Raw genomic sequence first — 17,422 nt, 5'->3', positions numbered from 1 at the left:
TGGATGGTCAAAGTGGCGCGTTCGTGCGGTGCACCAAAAGCGCCCGCGAGGAGTTTTCCGATGATTGGTCTAGTACTTGTGACCCACGGGCGCCTTGCCGACGAATTCAAGGCAGCGCTTGAGCATGTCATGGGCCCACAAAAGCAAATCGAAGCGATCACGATCGGTGCCGAAGACGATTCCGATCTTTGTCGAAGCGACATCATCGAGGCGGTTAACCGCGTCGATTCCGGCGACGGCGTTGCGATCCTCACCGACATGTTCGGCGGCACACCGTCGAACCTCGCAATATCCTGCATGAGCCGGCCCAAGGTCGAAGTGCTCGCGGGCATCAACCTTCCCATGCTGGTGAAGCTCGCCAAGGTGCGCGAGGAGCGTCCGCTGCCGGACGCGATCGCGATGGCCCAGGAAGCTGGCCGCAAATACGTCACCATCGCCAGCCGGGTGCTCGCCGGCAAATGAGCGAGGAGGCGCCACAAGCGGGGACAGGCGTGCCCGCGGGCGCGATCTCCAAGGATCTCCTGATCATCAACAAGCGCGGCCTGCATGCGCGGGCCTCGGCGAAATTCGTCCAGGCGGTCGAACGCTTCGACGCGCAGGTCTGGGTGACGCGCGGCGGCGAGACCGTCGGCGGTACCTCGATCATGGGCCTGATGATGCTCGCGGCCGGACCGGGTACCACGATCACCGTCGCGGCGTCCGGCGCGGAAGCGGAAGCCGCGCTCGCGGCGATCACGGAGCTCGTTGAAAGCAAGTTCAACGAGGAAGGGGTTTAGATTCTCCGCGTCATTCCGGGATGGCGCGAAAGCACCAGGCCCTTGCTGCGCATCGTCCCGGAATGACCTTCGGTCACTTCCCCGGCGGCGCGATGTAGACGTTCCAGACCATCGCCGGGCCGGGCTTGCCGTGGGCAAAGCGGCGTGTGGTCATCACGATGCGCTCGGCGTTCGGCGCGGTTTCGGAGACCCATTTCTCGAACTTGGGCAGGCGTTCGTCGGTCGCATCGAACACGCCGATGAACCCGTATCGCTTGACGTCGTCGAGCGAGGTCAGCCCGGACGCCCAGGCTTCGTTCGGCGTGAACGGGCTCGGATGATCGGGGCTGTAGAATACCATCGGCTGAATCGTCTCCATCGACCCGACGACGACCGCCCAGCGCGAGGCGAAGCGGGCGTGCCAGGCCTGGGTCAATTCGCGCGCCAGATCCGAACGCGCGCCATAGGTCGCGGTGTTGCCGGCATTGGCGCCCATCTCGCGCGCGGCGATCCAGGGCGAGCCGGCGAGCGTCGCGGCGCTGAGCACGAACCAGATCGCGGCGATATTGAACAGGCTCGCGCTCTGCACCCGCAATGCGGGAATCGCGACCAGCGCCAGGGGCACCAGGAAGAACAGCGAGATGCCCCAATCCGTTTTCATGTAGATGCTGAAGACGAGCGCGCCGAGCGGCGGGCCGACCGCGACGATCATCTGGATCGTCCACACGTTCAGCGCCTGAGAAAGATTGACGCCCGAATTGGCGCCGCGCGCCCAGGCGCGCGTGACGATGCGCAATGGCGCGCGCAGCAGCAGTGTGAACCAAGGCGGCACCAGCGCCATCGCGAGCCCGGCCAGCACCACCGGCAAGGCCAGCAGCCCCAGATTATGCAGCATGTAGCCGGCGACGAGCTGATGCACCTGGCTCGCGTCCTGGAGGCTGTAGGTATCGCCGGCATAGGTCAGCGGCACGAAATGCGCATCCGCCAGCCAGACGATGTGCGGGATCATCGCCACCACCATCGTCGCGATCGCCACCCATGGCGCCGGCGACGCGACGAATTTCAGCCGCTCGGGATGGATCAGCGCCGCCATGCCGACGGCGCCGATCATGGTCAGCACCCAATATTTGGTCATCAGCGCCAGCGCGCCGGCGAGACCGAGCAAGACGCCTGACTGCCAGCTCCGCTTCTCGAAGGCGTTGAGATAAGCAAGCACGAGCAGCGGCAGCGTGACGAGCTGAAGCAGGTCCGGATTGTACTTGAAGCCCTTGAAATTGAAGATCGGGTAGAGCGCGATCATCACCACGACCAGGAACGCGCGGCGCGCATCCACCACGCGCAGCGCGAGGAGCCAGCAGATCACCATGCCGACGCCGACGGTCGCCATCGCCAGCGCATAGGTCGCCCAGTCCGCCGCCGGGAACACCGTGAACCAGAGGCCGGCGACCCAGCCCGACAGCGGCGGGTGCTTGCCGTAGCCCCAGAGGAATTTCTGGCCCCAGCCATAGGCCTCTGCGACGTCCATGTGAACGTCCTGCGCGGCCTTGAGATTGATCAGGATGAGGGTCCAGAGCACCGCATGCAGGATCGCGAGCTGGATCACCAGCCACAATCTCGCCTCAGGGCGGACCGCGCAGGCAACCAGCCAGGCCCGGAAGCGGTTGAAGCTCAGGCGGGTCTTCGTGCGCGCCCTATGGGTGGGAAGAGACGTGGTCGACATGGGGGCTTGCGTAGCGCGTTTCGTCCCGCCGTGGAATCAGCTTGGCGTGAACAAAGGCCCTGAAAATACAGCAATATGGTTGCCGCACGGGGATGTGAGTGGTATCCCGCGCCCATGACGACCGTCCCCATTTCGAACATCCGCAATTTCTCCATCGTCGCCCATATCGACCATGGCAAATCGACGCTGGCCGACCGCCTGATCCAGATGACGGGCGGCCTCTCCGACCGCGAGATGGCGGGCAAGGAGCAGGTGCTCGATTCCATGGACATCGAGCGCGAGCGCGGCATCACCATCAAGGCGCAGACGGTGCGCCTCCAGTACCGCGCCAAGGACGGCAAGGACTACATCTTCAACCTGATGGACACGCCCGGCCATGTCGACTTCGCCTACGAAGTCTCGCGGTCGCTGGCAGCGTGCGAAGGTTCCCTCCTGGTGGTCGACGCCAGCCAGGGCGTCGAGGCGCAGACGCTCGCCAACGTCTACCAGGCGCTCGACAACAATCACGAGATCGTCCCGGTCCTGAACAAGGTCGACCTTCCCGCCGCCGAACCCGAGAAGATCAAGCAGCAGATCGAGGACGTCATCGGCATCGACGCCTCCGACGCGGTGATGATCTCGGCCAAGACCGGCCTCGGCGTCCCCGACGTGCTGGAGGCCATCGTCACCCGCCTGCCGCCGCCGAAGGGCGACCGCGACGCGACGCTCAAGGCGCTGCTGGTCGACAGCTGGTATGACGTCTATCTCGGCGTCGTCGTTCTCATTCGCGTCGTCGACGGCGTCATGAAGAAGGGCAGCCGCGTGCGCATGATGGGCACGGGCGCGGCCTATGACGTCGAGCGTGTCGGATTCTTCACGCCGAAGATGACACAGGTCGACGAGCTCGGCCCCGGCGAGATCGGCTTCATCACCGCCGCGATCAAGGAAGTCGCCGACACCCGCGTCGGCGACACCATCACCGACGACAGGAAGCCGGTCACCGAAATGCTGCCGGGCTTCAAGCCGGCGATCCCCGTGGTGTTCTGCGGCCTGTTTCCGGTCGACGCCGACGATTTCGAGACGCTGCGCGGCGCCATGGGCAAGCTGCGCCTCAACGACGCCAGCTTCTCGTTCGAGATGGAGACCTCGGCCGCACTCGGCTTCGGCTTCCGCTGCGGCTTCCTCGGCCTGCTGCACCTCGAGATCATCCAGGAGCGGCTGTCGCGCGAGTTCGATCTCAATCTGATCGCGACCGCGCCGAGCGTCATCTACAAGATGAAGCTCACCGACGGCAGCGAGCTCGAGATCCACAATCCCGTCGACATGCCCGACGTGGTCAAGATCGCAGAGATCCAGGAGCCCTGGATCGAGGCCACGATCCTCACCCCCGACGAATATCTCGGCAGCGTCCTGAAGCTGTGCCAGGACCGCCGCGGCTCGCAGAAGGAGCTGACTTACGTCGGCGCCCGCGCGATGGTGAAATACGATCTGCCGCTGAACGAGGTGGTGTTCGATTTCTACGACCGCCTGAAATCGGTTTCCAAGGGCTACGCCTCGTTCGACTATCATCTGACCGACTACAAGCCGGCCGATCTCGTCAAGATGCAGATCCTGGTCAACAACGAGCCGGTCGACGCGCTCTCGATGCTGGTCCACCGCACCCGCGCGGAAGGGCGCGGCCGCGCCATGGTCGAGAAGATGAAGGAGCTGATCCCGCCGCACATGTTCCAGATCCCGATCCAGGCGGCGATCGGCGGCAAGGTGATCGCCCGCGAGACGGTGCGCGCGCTGCGCAAGGACGTCACCGCAAAATGCTACGGCGGCGACATCACGCGTAAACGAAAACTTCTGGAGAAGCAGAAGGAAGGCAAGAAGAAGATGCGGCAGTTCGGCAAGGTCGACATCCCGCAGGAAGCCTTCATTGCCGCGCTGAAGGTGGATAGCTGAGGCGGGGCTTGGGAGGGCCGGCCCGGTCTTCGGGGCCGGGAAACAGGCGGCCTCCGGGCGGCAAAACAAAAGTGCGAAAACAACCCCATGCACAGTAGCCGCCCCCTTGGCGGCATTGGCGCTTTTTCGCTTTTTGCGAATCCGGTTTGATCCGTCAGGCAAAACAGGGGTATGGTGGCACTATCGGAGAGGGCCGGATGAAGCCGGCACGATAGTCCATCTGATTTTTTCGAGTCTCGATCATTCATGCATGGAGCAATTTCATGGTCCGTGCAAATATCACGCGTCGCAAAGATACTTGGCAGCCTAGGCGTTGCGGCATACCGGGCTTCTGCAATAGCGTCAGCGTCGTTAATTGTTTCGGCCCGCGCGCAATCCCGCTCGGGAAACATGCGTGCTCGTTCCCACGCGTATTACGGACCTCGATAGCGCCATCGCGTCACGGAACGATTGCGTGGGCGCTGGGCAAGTGGTTGTTGGCTCGGGTCGGCGCTCGCGTTATTGTGGTTGAGCCTCAATCAGAGGAGGTGTCATGCAGCGACGGGAATTTCTCGCACTGATCGGCGCCGCGGCGGCCTGGTCACCCCTTGCTCGCGCGCAACAGCCGAAGAAAGTCCCCCATATTGGCTTCTTGACCACCGGCTCGATCGAGCAAACCCGGACTTCGATGGCTGCCTTTCATCAAGGACTGCGCGAACGCGGTTATGTCGACGGAGAGAATATCATCGTCGAGCTTCGAGCAGCCGATTCAAAGGCCGAACAACTCCCGGCCTTGGCGAGTGACCTCGTCCGTCTCAATCCTGCTCTTATCGTTGCACAGAATTCGCTTGCTGCGCGGGCAGTGCAGCAAGCTACCAAAACAATTCCTGTTGTTGTGCCAGTTATGGGCGACCCCGTCGAAGACGGACTCGTCGCCAGCATCGCCCGACCAGGAGGTAACATCACGGGACTAACCTTCATCGGCCCGCAGCTTGTTCCCAAGCGGCTCGCGCAATTGAAGGAAGCATTGCCCAAGGCGTCTCGCATAGCAGCGATCTGGCACCCGGCCGCATACGGCAAGACGACAACTCAAGGCATGATCAGCGCTGCGGAGTCCGCATCAAAAACCGTGGGCGTTCATTTGCAACTGATTGCCGTCCAGGATCCTGACGGGCTGGGCGAGGCGTTTTCCGCGCTTGCGGGCGCGCGTGCCGATGCAGTCTTCCTATTTCCCAGCCCGATGTTCTTCATTGCACGCAAGCGCATCGCCGAGCTCGCCGCAGAGCATCGGCTGCCACTGTTTGCCATTGGCAAGGAATTTGTTCAACTCGGTGCGCTCCTGTCCTACGGAGCGGATATCATCGACTTGAACCGGCTAGCCTCTGATTACGTCGATAAAATCCTCAAGGGCGCCAAGCCCGGGGATCTGCCGGTCGAGCAACCAACCAAGTATGAACTATTCGTCAACCTCAAGACTGCAAAGACACTCGGGATCGAACTACCTGCTACATTGCTGGCCCACGCGGACGGGGTAATAGAATGATTGACTGATCGGAGCGTGCCCACGAGATTGCGTGCTGTCGGGAAGAATGGCAGGCACGGCGCTCGAAGGGCTTCGATTGCGCCTTTGTTTTTCGAGCTACAGCGGACGCATTGCCCTAACATCCTGCTCTTCAGATCGGCCTTGTCTTCCCGCGAATGGCCATCGACCGTTTCAGGACCTGCTCGGCATCGGCATAGCGGCCTTGATACTTGTAGAGACCGGCGAGGTTTTCCAGAACGCCGGCGAGATCCGGATGGTCGGGGCCGAGGGTTTTCTCGAACGTGGCCGCCGACCGCTTGAACAGCCGCTCGGCCTCCGCGTTACGGCCCTGACGCCCATAGAGCGCAGCCAGATTGTTCTGTGCCTGCGCGATGTCGGGATGATCCGGGCCGAACGCCTTCTCGGTCACCGCCATCGATCGCTTCAGCAGGCGCTCGGCATCGGCATAGCGATGGCGATTGATATAGGCGTCGGCCAAATTGTTCATCAGCACCGTGGCTTCGGGATCGTCGGGACCGAGCGCCTTCTGCAGCACGGCGAGGCCTCGCTTGAACAGCGGTATGGCCTGATCGTACTGGCCCTGATGGCTGTAGACCGCGCCGAGGTTGCTCAACGCCATCACGATCGACGCATCATTGGGGCCGACCGTCTTCTCGCTGATGGCGATCGAGCGCTTGAGGAGCGGCTCCGCTTCTGCGTAACGCTCTTCCGCGCGATAGAGATCGCCCAGATTGTTCAGCACCATGGCGACTTCGGCATGATTCGGACCGAGTGTCCTCTCCCGGATCGCCAGCGCGCGCTTGTACAGCGGTTCGGCAACAGCGTATTGGCCGAGATTGTAATGGATCGTGCCAAGGTCGTTCAGCGGCATCGCGACGTGGGCATCATCAGGGCCGAACTCCTTCTCGCGAAGGGCCAGCGACTTCTGGGCGAGCGGCAGCGCTTCCATGTACTTCCCGGCCCGATAAAGCACCTTCATCTGCCGCGCGAGCGTGCCCGACTCGTCCTCGTCGGCATCGGACGGCACGCCGAACGACAGGCCCAAGGCAAGCGCCGTGACTGCAATGCAGATCGATGCTTTCAGGGTCCTCATCGCGCCTTCCCTCGTGGTGGCTACCGGGACTTACGCGCGGTTGGTGCTCCCGGACGCCGGACAGGTTCAATGCAGCCGTGGCTCGTGGGCCCATCGCCGGGCGGTCGCCAAGTACCAGGCAGGAGGATGAACGCAATCGACCGCGCACCGCCGCAGCTGTATGCCATTGGCAGGCGTCAGCAATTCATCATTGCCCGAGCTGTTGCAGCACGGCGAACCACAACGCGAGCGGCTCCCGGAGTGCGCCCGGCTCGGACGGCTTCTGGCGCACGGCGGTGTGCACCATGACGAGCTTGGAGGCGGGATCGACCAGGATGAACTGACCGCGGATGCCGAGCAGGGCAAATCGGCGCGGCTCGCCGGGGAGGAGCCACACCTGGTAGCCGTAACCGAAATACGGCGTGGCCACTTTCGGGGCGAGATGGCCATCGGCCGGCCGCACAATCGTGGCATCCAGCAACCATTGCCGGGGGATCAATTGACGGCCTTCCCAGGCGCCGTCATGGGCGAGCAACCGGCCCAGGCGCGCATAATCGCGCAAGGTCGCGTTGAAGCAGCAAAAGGCGACCTCCTGTCCGCTGCCGTCGATCGCCCACGAGGCATCCGCTTCGGTGCCGATGGGGTCCCAGATCCGGTCGCGGAGATAGTCGGCGACCGGCGTGCCCGTGGCGGCGCGCAGGACCAAGCCGAGTATCTCCGTTTCCACGCTGGCATAGTGGAATTTGGTGCCTGGCGGCGCGGTCCGTGTGTTGAACTGCGCGACGATGGCGGCGGGGTCTTTCGGCGGGCCGGCGAACAGGGCCCGCCCAAGCCGGGCGATGTCGTCGTTCCCGTCATAGACTTCCGAGAATGCGACGCCTGACGACATGTTCAACAAGGCCCGGATGGACGTGTCGCCATATTCCGTGCCTGCAAGGCCGCCGACGTAGGTCGAGACAAGGTCGTCGATCGACTTGATCCGTCCCTCCGAGACCGCGATCCCGACCAGCATGGCCACCACCGTCTTCGCCATGGACTGCGAGACAAAGCGGTGGTGGTCGGTCCGCGCATATTGATAGTGCTCGTACAGGATGGTGTCATCCCTCGCGATCAGGAGGCCCGTCACCGGGTTGCGCTTGAGGTAGTCCGCAATGCCGAGCTTTTCGGTGCCAAAACTGTAGGTGACCTGTGGCTCCGGCGCGCGCTTGAATTGCCAGGGCGCCGTCGAGCGAGCGACCCGGCGCGAGGGATAGATCTCGCCGAAATGGCTGTAGCTGCCGACGAGCTTATCGAGCGGGGGAGCGGCTCCGCGCGTGCCGACCGGATAGCCTTCAGCCGCACCGTAGAGCTCGGCATCGGGACCGCTATCCGAAAAGACCGGCCCCGGCGCGGCGGGCGCGCTTCGGACGTCCTGCGCGCACGCTAGGGGCGACCAGATCGCGGACGCAAAAATGACGGGCAGGAAAAGCCAGCGGCACCCGCGCGGCCTAAACGACGCTCCCCAGTTCATTGCACTTGCCTCCCCGCACGTTGGTGGGTGCGCGCTTCACGAGAACAACATCGCAGGCTGGTGACGCGCCGCATGCTATCATTGCGGGTGGGCCGTGTCAGCCTGCGGTGGCAACCCGCCTTGCTCTCGCCCCGCGGATCAGTCACCATCCCTGCCGCGCACCATCAACAAAACCAACAGCGCCGAGGAAACGCATGAGCAACCCGTCACGCTTCGACTATGGCTGGGTCGTTGTCGCCGCGGGTGCGCTGATGACGTGTGTCGGGTTCGGCACGATGCTGTCGCTGGCGGTGTTTTTGCAGCCGATCTCGGAAGAGATGGGCTGGTCGCGCGCCGGCGTGTCGGCGGCGGCGACGCTGGACTTTCTCTGCATGGGCGTGGCCGCGTTCTTCTGGGGCACGCTGTCGGACCGGTTCGGCACCCGCATCGTGGTGCTCGCGGGAAGCCTGCTGCTCGGACTCGGCCTCGTCACCGCGAGCCAGGCCACGAGCCTCTGGCAATTCCAGCTCTTCTTCGGCGTATTGATCGGCATTGCCGCCGGCAGCTTCTATGCACCGATGATGGCGCTCGCGAGCGCCTGGATCGAAAAGAATCGCAGCCTCGCGGTGGCGCTGGTCTCGGCCGGCATGGGCGTGTCGCCGGTGACGATCGCGCCGGCCGCGAGCTGGCTGATCACGGCCTATGACTGGCGCACCGCGATGCTGGTGATCGGGTGCGCGGCCTGGGCGCTGCTGATCCCCGCCTGCTTCCTGGTGCGTCCGGCGCCGCTGGCCGCCGGCAACACGAATGCAGACGCCGCACCGACCGTGGAGCTGACCGCGGCGCAGGCGCTGCGCACGCCGCAATTCATCGCGCTCGCCGCGGCCCATTTCGCCTGCTGCGCCGCGCATTCCGGTCCGATCTTCCACATGGTGTCCTATGCGATGGTGTGCGGCATCGCCCCGCTCACGGCGGTGACGGTCTACAGCGTCGCCGGCGTCTCGGGCCTCGGCGGGCGCCTGCTGCTGGGCGCGCTGGCCGATCGCATGGGCGCAAAGCCCGTCCTCGTCGGCGGGCTGTTCGTGCAGGCGATGTGCATCGCGACTTATCTCGCGGTGGCGCAGCTCGGCGAATTCTACGCGCTCTCGGTGGTGTTCGGCCTCGCCTATGGCGGGGTGATGCCGCTCTATGCGGTGCTGGTCCGCGAATTCTTCGGCGCGCGCATCATGGGCACCGTGTTCGGCGCAGTCTCGGCCTTCGCCAGCCTCGGCATGGCGCTCGGGCCGTGGGCCGGCGGGCTCGTGTTCGACAGTTTCCAGCAATACACCTGGCTGCACGCCGGCTCCTTCGCGATCGGGCTCGCCGCCGTCGCGGTGGCGCTGAGCTTTCCGACCAGACGCAGGCAGGAGCTCGACCTCGGCCGCGCTGCCGCTTGAAGAGCCCAAAGCCTAGCTCCGTGCGATCCCCTTCCTTGATCGAGAGTTCATTTCGAAAAGGCCAATACGAGCGTCCGGTGAATTCTGATGTGCCCATTGTAATAGGGTGCCTGATGTCCCAAGCAAGCAAACGATACCCGTTTCTTGTCGCCGTCTTGAATGTAGCTATAGAAAATTCCGATCGAGAACAGAAAATTGAACAGACTTTCTATCGTGTAGTGCTTCTTCAATTCCTTATCCAAGGTCGTGTGTAACGGCTTCAGCTTGTCCATAAATTTTGCCGCCGCCATCCCGATAGTACTTGAAAAGATCCTCGTTCTCGAATTTGCGATTTACGGCTTCAGCAGAGTATCGTTGCGCTTCTTTATCAACTGCTCTGGATTCACTCGAACACTGCCGATGCGGCTCTTGAGATTTACATCGACGTTGGCCGAACTCACGATGTCGCCGATCTCATCGCAAACTTTCCGCACAATGTCCGCCGGCGTAGAATTTCTTATACGGCCGATCAGAGAAACTCCCTCTTTACCGAAAGTCTCCTTCAAACTCTCTTCTTCGGCTCTACGTGCAATGCACAAAGAGGGTCGGCGCATTTGATTGCCAATTTGCTCCCCGATACGGATTGAGAAGGCATCGCTCCGTCAGGATCGATGTGACCTTGATCCACTCCGCCAAATAGATCACCATCTTCGCCTCACCGCTCACGACAGAAGGGGCGAGGACACGCGAATGTCGGAACTGGCCGGATCTGGTCTCGTCGCACGTGCCCGCGCCGTCGCGCCACTGATCGCGCGCGAAGCCGACGAGATCGAGCGGACGCGGCGGCTGACGCCTGTTGTCGTCGCCGCACTGATCGAGAACGGGCTCTATCGCGCGCTGCTGCCGCAGAGCCTCGACGGCACTGAAGCGTCCGTCGAAGCGTTCATGCAGGTGCTGGAAGAGATCGCGAAGGCGGACGCCTCGACCGCCTGGTGCCTCGGCCAGTGCGCGGTCTGCGCGACGATCGCGGCCTCGCTCGACCACGATACCGCCCGGGAGATCTTCAACACGCCGCCGGGCATTCTCGCCTGGGGCGCCATCGCGCATGAGGCGCGCAGCGTCGAGGGCGGCTATCGCGTCACCGCGCGCTGGGATTTCGCTTCGGGGTCGCGGCAGGCGAGCTGGCTGGGCGCGCATGTGCGCATCGTCAATGGCGACGGCACGCCGCGGACAAACGCCGACGGCTCGCCGGAGGTGCGCACCATCCTGTTTCCCGCCGCGAGTGCGACGTTGCACGACGTCTGGCAGGCGATCGGGCTCGCCGGCACCGGCACGGACTCCTATGAAGTGAACGACCTCTTCATCCCCGAGCGTTTTACAGCGTTCCGTGACGCGCCATCGACGTTGCAGGAGAAAGGCCCGCTTTACAGGATCGGCACCGGCTCGACCTTCAGCCTCGGCTTTGCGGCGGTCTCGCTCGGCGTGGCGCGGGCAACGCTCGATGCCGCCGTCGCGCTGGCGCGTGGAAAGCGCCCATCGCTCGCCGCCAGCGCGATGCGCGACAACCCATCGGTCCAGGGCGTGATCGGCCGCACCGAGGGGGATTTGCGTGCGGCGCGCGCCTATCTCTACGCGACCGCGCATGCGATGTGGCGCGACCTCTGCGTAACAGGCGAATTCAGCGCGGCGCATCGCAGTGCAGTCCGCCTGGCCTCAACATGGACCATCCATCAATCAACAGGCGTGGTCGATACCGCCTATCACATGGCCGGCGCGACGGCAGTGTTCCGCAGCAATCCGTTCGAGCGCCGGTTTCGCGACATGCACGCGATCGCCCAGCAGATCCAGGCGCGGGATAGCCATTACGAGGATGTGGGGAAAGCGATTCTGGCGAGAGAGCGCTAATCGCTTCCACGCTGACGGTGCGCTCCCTCCCCGCTTGCGGGGGAAGGTTGGGGAGAGCGTCTCTCCGCAACGGGACAATCCCTCAGAGGAAAGACCCCTCACCCGCGCCTTCGGCGCGACCTCTCCCGCAAGCGGGAGAGGCGACCGGAGAGAGCGGCGAGCCCCTTACGTTGGGGAGACACTTGCGAAACAGGAAGATATGGCTGCGAAGGAGCGCGATGCTCACGCCACCAGTGCCGCGTCCTCTCCGTCAATTCCCCGCTGTGCCGCGAGCAGGCCGATGATCTCCGCATTCGGCCGGGCCTTGCTGAACAGGAAGCCCTGGCCCTCGTCGCACCCCTCGGCGCGGAGGCCGCTGAGCTCCGCTTCGGTCTCGACGCCTTCGGCGGTGATGGTGACGCCCAGGCCTTTGCCGAGGCTGACGATGGAGCGGATGATCGCTTGCGCTTCGCGGTTGGCGCCGAGGTCGCGCACGAAAGACTGGTCGATCTTGATCTTGTCGAAGGGGAAGCTGCGCAAATAGCTGAGGCTGGAATAGCCGGTGCCGAAATCGTCCATGCAGATGCGTATCCCGAGCGCGCGCAGCGCATGCAGCGTCGCCAGGACCTGGGCGCTCTTTTCCAAGAGCAGTGTCTCGGTGATCTCGAGCTCGAGCCGCCGCGGCGGCAGGCCGGAATGCTTCAAGGCGTCGGTGACGATCGAGAGCAGATTGCCGCTGCGGAACTGGAGCGGCGACAGGTTGACGGCGATTCGGACATCGTCCGGCCAGGCCGCGGCATCCAGGCAGGCCCGGCGCAGCATCAGCCTGCCGAGCGGGTTGATGAGGCCGGTTTCCTCGGCGACCGGAATGAACTCGGCCGGCGAGATCATGCCGCGCTCCGCATGCGGCCAGCGCACCAGCGCTTCGAAGCCGGTGATGCGGCCGCTCTGGAGGTCGATCAGCGGCTGATAATACGGGCGGAGCACGTCGTTCTGGATCGCGTCGCGCAGCTCGACCTCGATCTTGCGGCGGCTCTGCGCTTTTGCATCCAGCGCGGCCTCGAAGAAGGCGAAGCTGCCGCGCGCGTCCAGCTTGGCGCGTGACAGCGCCATTCCGGCGCTCTTGAGCAGCTTCTCGGACTCATCGCCGTCGCCGGGCGCCATGGCAATTCCAATGGAGGCGCCGATCACCACGGAATGGCCATCGAGCAAATGGGGATCGGCGATGGCTTCCAGGAGCCGCTTGGCCAGCATCACCGCGTCCTCGGGACGCGCCAGTCCGCTCTGCAGAACCGCGAACTCGTCCGAATTCAGCCGCGCCAGCGCGTCTTCCTCACGCAAGGTGGAGCGCAGCCGCTTGGCGACACCGCGCAGCAGCTTGTCGCCGACGGCGTGTCCCAGCGTGTCGTTGACCGACTTGAAACTGTCGAGCCCGAGGATGAGCAGCGCCGCCTTGTCGGAGCTGCGCCGCGCATGCAGCAGCATCTCGTCCATCTGCTGGCGCAAGAGATTGCGGTTGGGCAGGCCGGTCAGCCCGTCATGCTGGGCCATGAAGGCGAGCCGCGCCTCGGCGCGCTTGCGCTCGGTGATGTCCATGAGGGCGAGCAGCACCGCGGGCCGCTCGGCATAGGTCAGTTCGCGCGAATAGATCGCAAGATCGATCAGCGCGCCGTCGGCCTTGACGTGCTTCCAGGTGCGCCCGGCCTGCTCCTCGCTCGAGCGATCGGCGGTCCAGGGCGGCTCGCTGTCGAAAGCCTGCAAGGCGCGGATCTTCAGCTGCTCGAACTCGGCGCGGCTGTAGCCGTAATGCGCGACCGCGGCGTCGTTGACGCCGAGGATGCGCTCGTCGTCCAGCGCGCAGACGATCATGGGCACGGGATTGCCGTCGAATAGCAGGCGAAACGAGGCCTCGCGCTGCTTCAATTCGGTGATGTCGACGCGCAGGCCGACGACTCCGCCGTCATCGGTCAGCCGCTCGTCGATCAGGATGACGCGGCCGTCCGACAGCTTCTGCTCGTGGCGGGCGGCGGGTTGATAGAGCTTTTGCAGCCGCTCGGCGATCCACTCGTCTTCGTGGCCGATGGCCTCGGGATAGTCACCGCGCGCGACACCGACGCGCAGCGTGTCTTCGAGACGCGCGCCTTCCGCGAACAGATCGGCGGTCTTGCGGTAGATCTCGGCGTATTTCTTGTTCCAGAGCACGTAGCGGCCGTCGGCATCGAGAAACACGATGCCCTGCGGCAGGATGTCGATGGCCTGGCGCAGGCGCTCATGGGATTTGCGCGCTTCCGCGATCGCGGCTTCCGCCTCGGCGCGGCTGCGCAGGACCTCGTCGCGGTCCGAACTGGCTTGCGACGCGCGCGCCTGGCGCGGCTTGCGTGGCGATTCGCCGGCCCGGGCAAGCACACGTCCGTTTCGTTTTCTTGGTTTTCGAGACCCCAAACCCAACTTCCACTCGTCCGCTCGCGCCCGCCGGACGCAAGTTTTGGGGCAAGTGTCTGAAAAAAAGGTAATCTTGGGTCGGCGCGCCCACCAGGGCAGCGTCTTGCGAACACCGAGAGCCTCTCTCACCTGCCTGTTTGCGAGGCCAAGCGGGCGTAGTGGCGCGACAGACCTGCGGCCTCGTCACAATCGGGGAGAGAGCGTGGCGCAAAAACGTGCCCTTCCCATGAATCAATTCCGCCGGCGCGTCGGATTGCATACGGGATCGATCCGAACCTCGTTCCGCGCTCGAATTTTGGTCAATGCAGGACACGGTTATCGGGCCGTTAAAAATCGGGCTGGCCGAAGACGCCGCGAGTTGGCGGCTCGGCGAAAGCCCCATTCTTAACCCCGGCGCGGTGTTGGGTTATAAGAGAATCAGTATGAGCCCCCGCCACATCGCCCCTCTCCTGCTCGTCATGACGTTCCTGGCCGCCGGCGGCGCGCTGGCCCAGGACAAGGGCAGCGTCAATCCGAAGCCGCTGCCGCCGCTCGCCAATCCCAACGACCCCGATATCGCCGCCAAGGAGCTGTTCGCGCGCAAGCTGGTGCCGTCGAAGGGACCGGCCCGCGTCATCGGCTCCTACACCAAGGGCTGCATCGGCGGGGCGGATCAGATGCCGGTCAACGGCGGCCATTGGCAGGTGATGCGACTGTCGCGCAATCGCAGCTATGGCCACCCCGACATGATCGCGCTGATCAAGCGCCTCGCGGCCAGGGCGCACAAGGATGCCGGCTGGCCGGGCATACTGGTCGGCGACATCGCCCAGCCGCGCGGCGGCCCGGCGCTATCAGGCCATGCCAGCCATCAGATCGGCCTCGACGCCGACATCTGGCTGACGCCGATGCCGGACCGCCGCCTCTCGCGCGAGGAGCGCGAAGACATGTCGGCGGTGATGATGGTACGGCCCGACCGACTCGACGTCGATCCAAGAGTGTTCACGCCTGGCCATGTGCTGGTGCTGCGCGATGCGGCGCGGGAGCCGGCGGTGCAGCGCATTTTCGTCAACGCCGCGATCAAGAAGGCGCTGTGCCGTGAGGCCAAGGGCGACCGCGCGTGGCTGTCGAAGATCCGTCCCTGGTGGGGCCACGACTACCACTTCCACATCCGCATGCATTGCCCGGCGGGTGCCGGCGAATGCGAGGGCCAGCCGTCGCAGGCCGAGGACGAAGGCTGCAAACCCGCCGATCTCGCCTATTGGTTCTCGGACGCCGTACTGCACCCCAAGCCGCCGCCGGAGCCGCCAAAACCGAAGCCGCCGATGACGCTGGCGCAGATGCCGGCGGCCTGCAAGGCGGTGCTCAATGCAGTGGATGTCAAGCCCTAGGGTGTTCATGGAGGGCAAGCTGTCGCTTCACTCGCCCCTGTCGTCCAGGGGCCCGAAGCGAACCCGGACCCACAGGGAGTGGTTGTGACGCGAAACTGGTGACTTCGAGTCTTCGCCAAATTGATGGCTGTGGCCATGGATCCCGGGCTCGCGCTGCGCGCGCCCCGGGATGACGGACCAGGTTTGACCTCGCGGCCCGGCCTGCTATCTTCGCCGGCAGCGATATCCCTGCCGGCCGTAAGCCGCAGCCGGGCCCCGTGGAACAGCGCTTCCGCCCGTCGCGACCTGACCCGCCAACGCCAGATCTGCGCGTGAGCTCGCACGGAGCGCTCCTCATGATTCGTATTGCCGGACTTGTCGCTGCCTTCGTCGTCCTCGCAGGCGCGAACCTTTCGCCTGCCGCTGCGCAGGACAGGAGCATCACCGTGTTCGCCGCGGCGTCGATGAAGAACGCGCTCGACGAGATCAACGCGGCCTACACCGCCAGAACCGGCGTCAAATTCTCGGTCAGCTATGCCGCAAGCTCGGTGCTGGCGAGGCAGATCGAGCAGGGCGCACCAGCCGACGTGTTCGTTTCTGCCGACACCGACTGGATGGACTACGCGATCGCCAAGAAGACCATCAATGCGCCGTCCCGAGTCAATCTGCTCGGCAACAGCATCGTGCTGATCGCGCCGAAGGCGTCGGGGATCGACAATGTGACGATTACGCAAGGCTTCGACCTTGCAAAGCTCGCCGGCGACGGCAGGATCGCGACCGGCGACGTCAAGTCGGTGCCGGTGGGCAAATATGCCAAGGCGGCGCTCGAGAAGTTGGGGGCCTGGCAGGCGACTGAAGCGAAATTCGCGATGGCCGAGAGCGTGCGCGCGGCGCTGACACTGGTGGCGCGCGGCGAGGCCAATCTCGGCATCGTCTATGCCACCGACGCCAAGGTCGAGCCCGGTGTCAAGATCGTCGGCACCTTCCCGGCGGATTCGCATCCGCCGATCGTCTATCCCGTCGCCGCGACCACGACCGCGAAGGACGGGACCTCCGACTATCTCGCCTTCCTGCGCTCCTCGGCCGCCAAAACCATCCTGGAAAAAAACGGCTTCAGGTTCCTGATCAGCCCCGCGACGTGATATCTCCGCATTGATGTCCGAGATTTCTCCCACCGAATGGACCGCGATCCTGCTCTCGCTCAGGGTCGCGATCATCGCAACGCTGGTGGCGACGCCATTCGGCATCGCGCTGGCGTGGCTGCTGGCGCGGCGCGATTTCTGGGGCAAGTCGCTGCTCGATGCGATCGTGCATCTGCCGCTGGTGCTGCCGCCTGTCGTCACCGGCTATCTGCTGCTGTTGACGTTCGGCCGCCGCGGCCTGGTCGGCGGCTTCCTCGCCGACCATCTCGGCATCGTGTTCTCGTTCCGCTGGACCGGCGCGGCGCTGGCCTGCGGGGTGATGGCGTTTCCGCTCCTGGTGCGCCCGATGCGGCTGTCGATCGAGGCAATCGACCGCCGGCTCGAGCAGGCCGCCGAGACGTTAGGGGCCGCGCCCTGGAAAGTATTCTTCACGGTGACACTGCCGCTGGCGCTGCCCGGCGTGCTCGCCGGCATGGTGCTCGGCTTTGCCAAGGCGATCGGCGAGTTCGGCGCGACCATCACCTTCGTCTCCAACATTCCCGGCGAGACCCAGACGATTTCCTCCGCGATCTACTCGCTGATCCAGACGCCGGACGGGGACGCCGCCGCGGGCCGGCTCGTGATCGTCTCGATCGTGCTGGCATTGGGCGCGCTGATCGCGGCCGAATGGTTCGCACGCCGCGCCACCGCGCGATTGCACGGGAACTGA

Annotated in this window: 14 protein-coding genes; 9 read left to right on the top strand and 5 right to left on the bottom strand. The window is 64.5% G+C overall.

From position 1 onward, the window contains the following. Positions 1–60: 60 nt before the first annotated feature. Both ACFDR6_RS14615 and ACFDR6_RS14610 read left to right on the top strand, forming a co-directional pair. Positions 61–462 carry a PTS sugar transporter subunit IIA gene (locus ACFDR6_RS14615; RefSeq protein ID WP_007597752.1) on the top strand — a complete coding sequence of 134 codons (402 nt, stop codon included), beginning with the start codon at positions 61–63 and terminating at the stop codon, positions 460–462. Continuing rightward, entirely contained in the window at positions 459–776 is a 318-nt protein-coding gene (locus ACFDR6_RS14610) for an HPr family phosphocarrier protein (RefSeq protein WP_212079670.1), read from the top strand. The genes ACFDR6_RS14615 and ACFDR6_RS14610 overlap by 4 nt, the downstream gene beginning before the upstream one ends. 73 nt (positions 777–849) lie before the next feature. Here the strand turns inward: ACFDR6_RS14610 and ACFDR6_RS14605 are convergent, their stop codons facing one another. Continuing rightward, complete coding sequence (locus tag ACFDR6_RS14605; protein WP_375858710.1) at positions 850–2,475, bottom strand: glycosyltransferase family 39 protein; 1,626 nt, start codon at positions 2,473–2,475, stop codon at positions 850–852. A 114-nt stretch (positions 2,476–2,589) separates the two neighbouring features. Between ACFDR6_RS14605 and lepA the strand changes: the two genes are divergently transcribed. Then, complete coding sequence (gene lepA / locus ACFDR6_RS14600; protein ID WP_212079668.1) at positions 2,590–4,401, top strand: translation elongation factor 4; 1,812 nt, start codon at positions 2,590–2,592, stop codon at positions 4,399–4,401. Between the two features lie 532 nt (positions 4,402–4,933). Then, positions 4,934–5,923 carry an ABC transporter substrate-binding protein gene (locus ACFDR6_RS14595; RefSeq protein WP_317242115.1) on the top strand — a complete coding sequence of 330 codons (990 nt, stop codon included), beginning with the start codon at positions 4,934–4,936 and terminating at the stop codon, positions 5,921–5,923. Between the two features lie 130 nt (positions 5,924–6,053). On the opposite strand, the gene ACFDR6_RS14590 is transcribed toward ACFDR6_RS14595, so the two are convergent. Together ACFDR6_RS14590 and ACFDR6_RS14585 are read right to left on the bottom strand one after the other, a co-directional pair. After that, a complete protein-coding gene (locus tag ACFDR6_RS14590; protein ID WP_375858709.1) occupies positions 6,054–7,016 on the bottom strand; it encodes a tetratricopeptide repeat protein in 963 nt (320 codons plus the stop codon). Positions 7,017–7,203: 187 nt separating this feature from the next. Further along, entirely contained in the window at positions 7,204–8,505 is a 1,302-nt protein-coding gene (locus ACFDR6_RS14585) for a serine hydrolase domain-containing protein (protein ID WP_317242113.1), read from the bottom strand. 194 nt (positions 8,506–8,699) lie between these two features. On the opposite strand from ACFDR6_RS14585, the gene ACFDR6_RS14580 reads away from it, so the two are divergent. After that, positions 8,700–9,920: an MFS transporter gene (locus tag ACFDR6_RS14580; RefSeq protein WP_375858708.1), complete on the top strand. Its 1,221-nt coding sequence runs from the start codon at positions 8,700–8,702 to the stop codon at positions 9,918–9,920. 332 nt (positions 9,921–10,252) lie between these two features. Here ACFDR6_RS14580 and ACFDR6_RS14575 read toward each other — a convergent pair whose 3' ends face one another. Then, entirely contained in the window at positions 10,253–10,465 is a 213-nt protein-coding gene (locus tag ACFDR6_RS14575) for a hypothetical protein (protein ID WP_375858707.1), read from the bottom strand. A 184-nt stretch (positions 10,466–10,649) separates the two neighbouring features. Between ACFDR6_RS14575 and ACFDR6_RS14570 the strand changes: the two genes are divergently transcribed. Further along, a complete protein-coding gene (locus ACFDR6_RS14570; protein ID WP_375858706.1) occupies positions 10,650–11,804 on the top strand; it encodes an acyl-CoA dehydrogenase family protein in 1,155 nt (384 codons plus the stop codon). Between the two features lie 222 nt (positions 11,805–12,026). On the opposite strand, the gene ACFDR6_RS14565 is transcribed toward ACFDR6_RS14570, so the two are convergent. Further along, positions 12,027–14,189: a putative bifunctional diguanylate cyclase/phosphodiesterase gene (locus ACFDR6_RS14565; RefSeq protein WP_375858705.1), complete on the bottom strand. Its 2,163-nt coding sequence runs from the start codon at positions 14,187–14,189 to the stop codon at positions 12,027–12,029. Between the two features lie 458 nt (positions 14,190–14,647). On the opposite strand from ACFDR6_RS14565, the gene mepA reads away from it, so the two are divergent. The 3 genes from mepA to modB all read left to right on the top strand — a co-directional run bounded on the left by mepA (position 14,648) and on the right by modB (position 17,422). After that, positions 14,648–15,592, top strand: coding sequence for a penicillin-insensitive murein endopeptidase (gene mepA / locus ACFDR6_RS14560; RefSeq protein WP_375858704.1), 945 nt, complete (start codon positions 14,648–14,650; stop codon positions 15,590–15,592). Between the two features lie 335 nt (positions 15,593–15,927). Then, the gene (modA, locus tag ACFDR6_RS14555) at positions 15,928–16,713 is read left to right on the top strand and encodes a molybdate ABC transporter substrate-binding protein (protein WP_375858703.1); all 786 of its coding nucleotides are present in this window, start codon (positions 15,928–15,930) and stop codon (positions 16,711–16,713) included. 13 nt (positions 16,714–16,726) lie between these two features. Then, positions 16,727–17,422, top strand: a complete 696-nt coding sequence (gene modB, locus ACFDR6_RS14550; protein ID WP_375858702.1) for a molybdate ABC transporter permease subunit — start codon at positions 16,727–16,729, stop codon at positions 17,420–17,422.

Origin of the sequence: Bradyrhizobium tunisiense (assembly GCF_042263385.1) — a bacterium.
In the GTDB taxonomy this organism is placed as follows: domain Bacteria; phylum Pseudomonadota; class Alphaproteobacteria; order Rhizobiales; family Xanthobacteraceae; genus Bradyrhizobium; species Bradyrhizobium tunisiense.
The sequence above is the reverse complement of the archived record's forward strand: the minus strand, read 5'-3'. Positions and strand labels throughout refer to the sequence as shown.

Bases quoted from the DNA above. Each gene is read 5' to 3' on its own strand.
- ACFDR6_RS14605 (WP_375858710.1), bottom strand. From the start codon at position 2,475: ATGTCGACCACGTCTCTTCCCACCCATAGGGCGCGCACGAAGACCCGC.
- ACFDR6_RS14610 (WP_212079670.1), top strand. From the start codon at position 459: ATGAGCGAGGAGGCGCCACAAGCGGGGACAGGCGTGCCCGCGGGCGCG.
- ACFDR6_RS14570 (WP_375858706.1), top strand. From the start codon at position 10,650: ATGTCGGAACTGGCCGGATCTGGTCTCGTCGCACGTGCCCGCGCCGTC.
- ACFDR6_RS14590 (WP_375858709.1), bottom strand. From the start codon at position 7,016: ATGAGGACCCTGAAAGCATCGATCTGCATTGCAGTCACGGCGCTTGCC.
- ACFDR6_RS14615 (WP_007597752.1), top strand. From the start codon at position 61: ATGATTGGTCTAGTACTTGTGACCCACGGGCGCCTTGCCGACGAATTC.
- ACFDR6_RS14595 (WP_317242115.1), top strand. From the start codon at position 4,934: ATGCAGCGACGGGAATTTCTCGCACTGATCGGCGCCGCGGCGGCCTGG.
- lepA (WP_212079668.1), top strand. From the start codon at position 2,590: ATGACGACCGTCCCCATTTCGAACATCCGCAATTTCTCCATCGTCGCC.
- ACFDR6_RS14585 (WP_317242113.1), bottom strand. From the start codon at position 8,505: ATGAACTGGGGAGCGTCGTTTAGGCCGCGCGGGTGCCGCTGGCTTTTC.
- modA (WP_375858703.1), top strand. From the start codon at position 15,928: ATGATTCGTATTGCCGGACTTGTCGCTGCCTTCGTCGTCCTCGCAGGC.
- ACFDR6_RS14580 (WP_375858708.1), top strand. From the start codon at position 8,700: ATGAGCAACCCGTCACGCTTCGACTATGGCTGGGTCGTTGTCGCCGCG.
- modB (WP_375858702.1), top strand. From the start codon at position 16,727: ATGTCCGAGATTTCTCCCACCGAATGGACCGCGATCCTGCTCTCGCTC.
- mepA (WP_375858704.1), top strand. From the start codon at position 14,648: ATGAGCCCCCGCCACATCGCCCCTCTCCTGCTCGTCATGACGTTCCTG.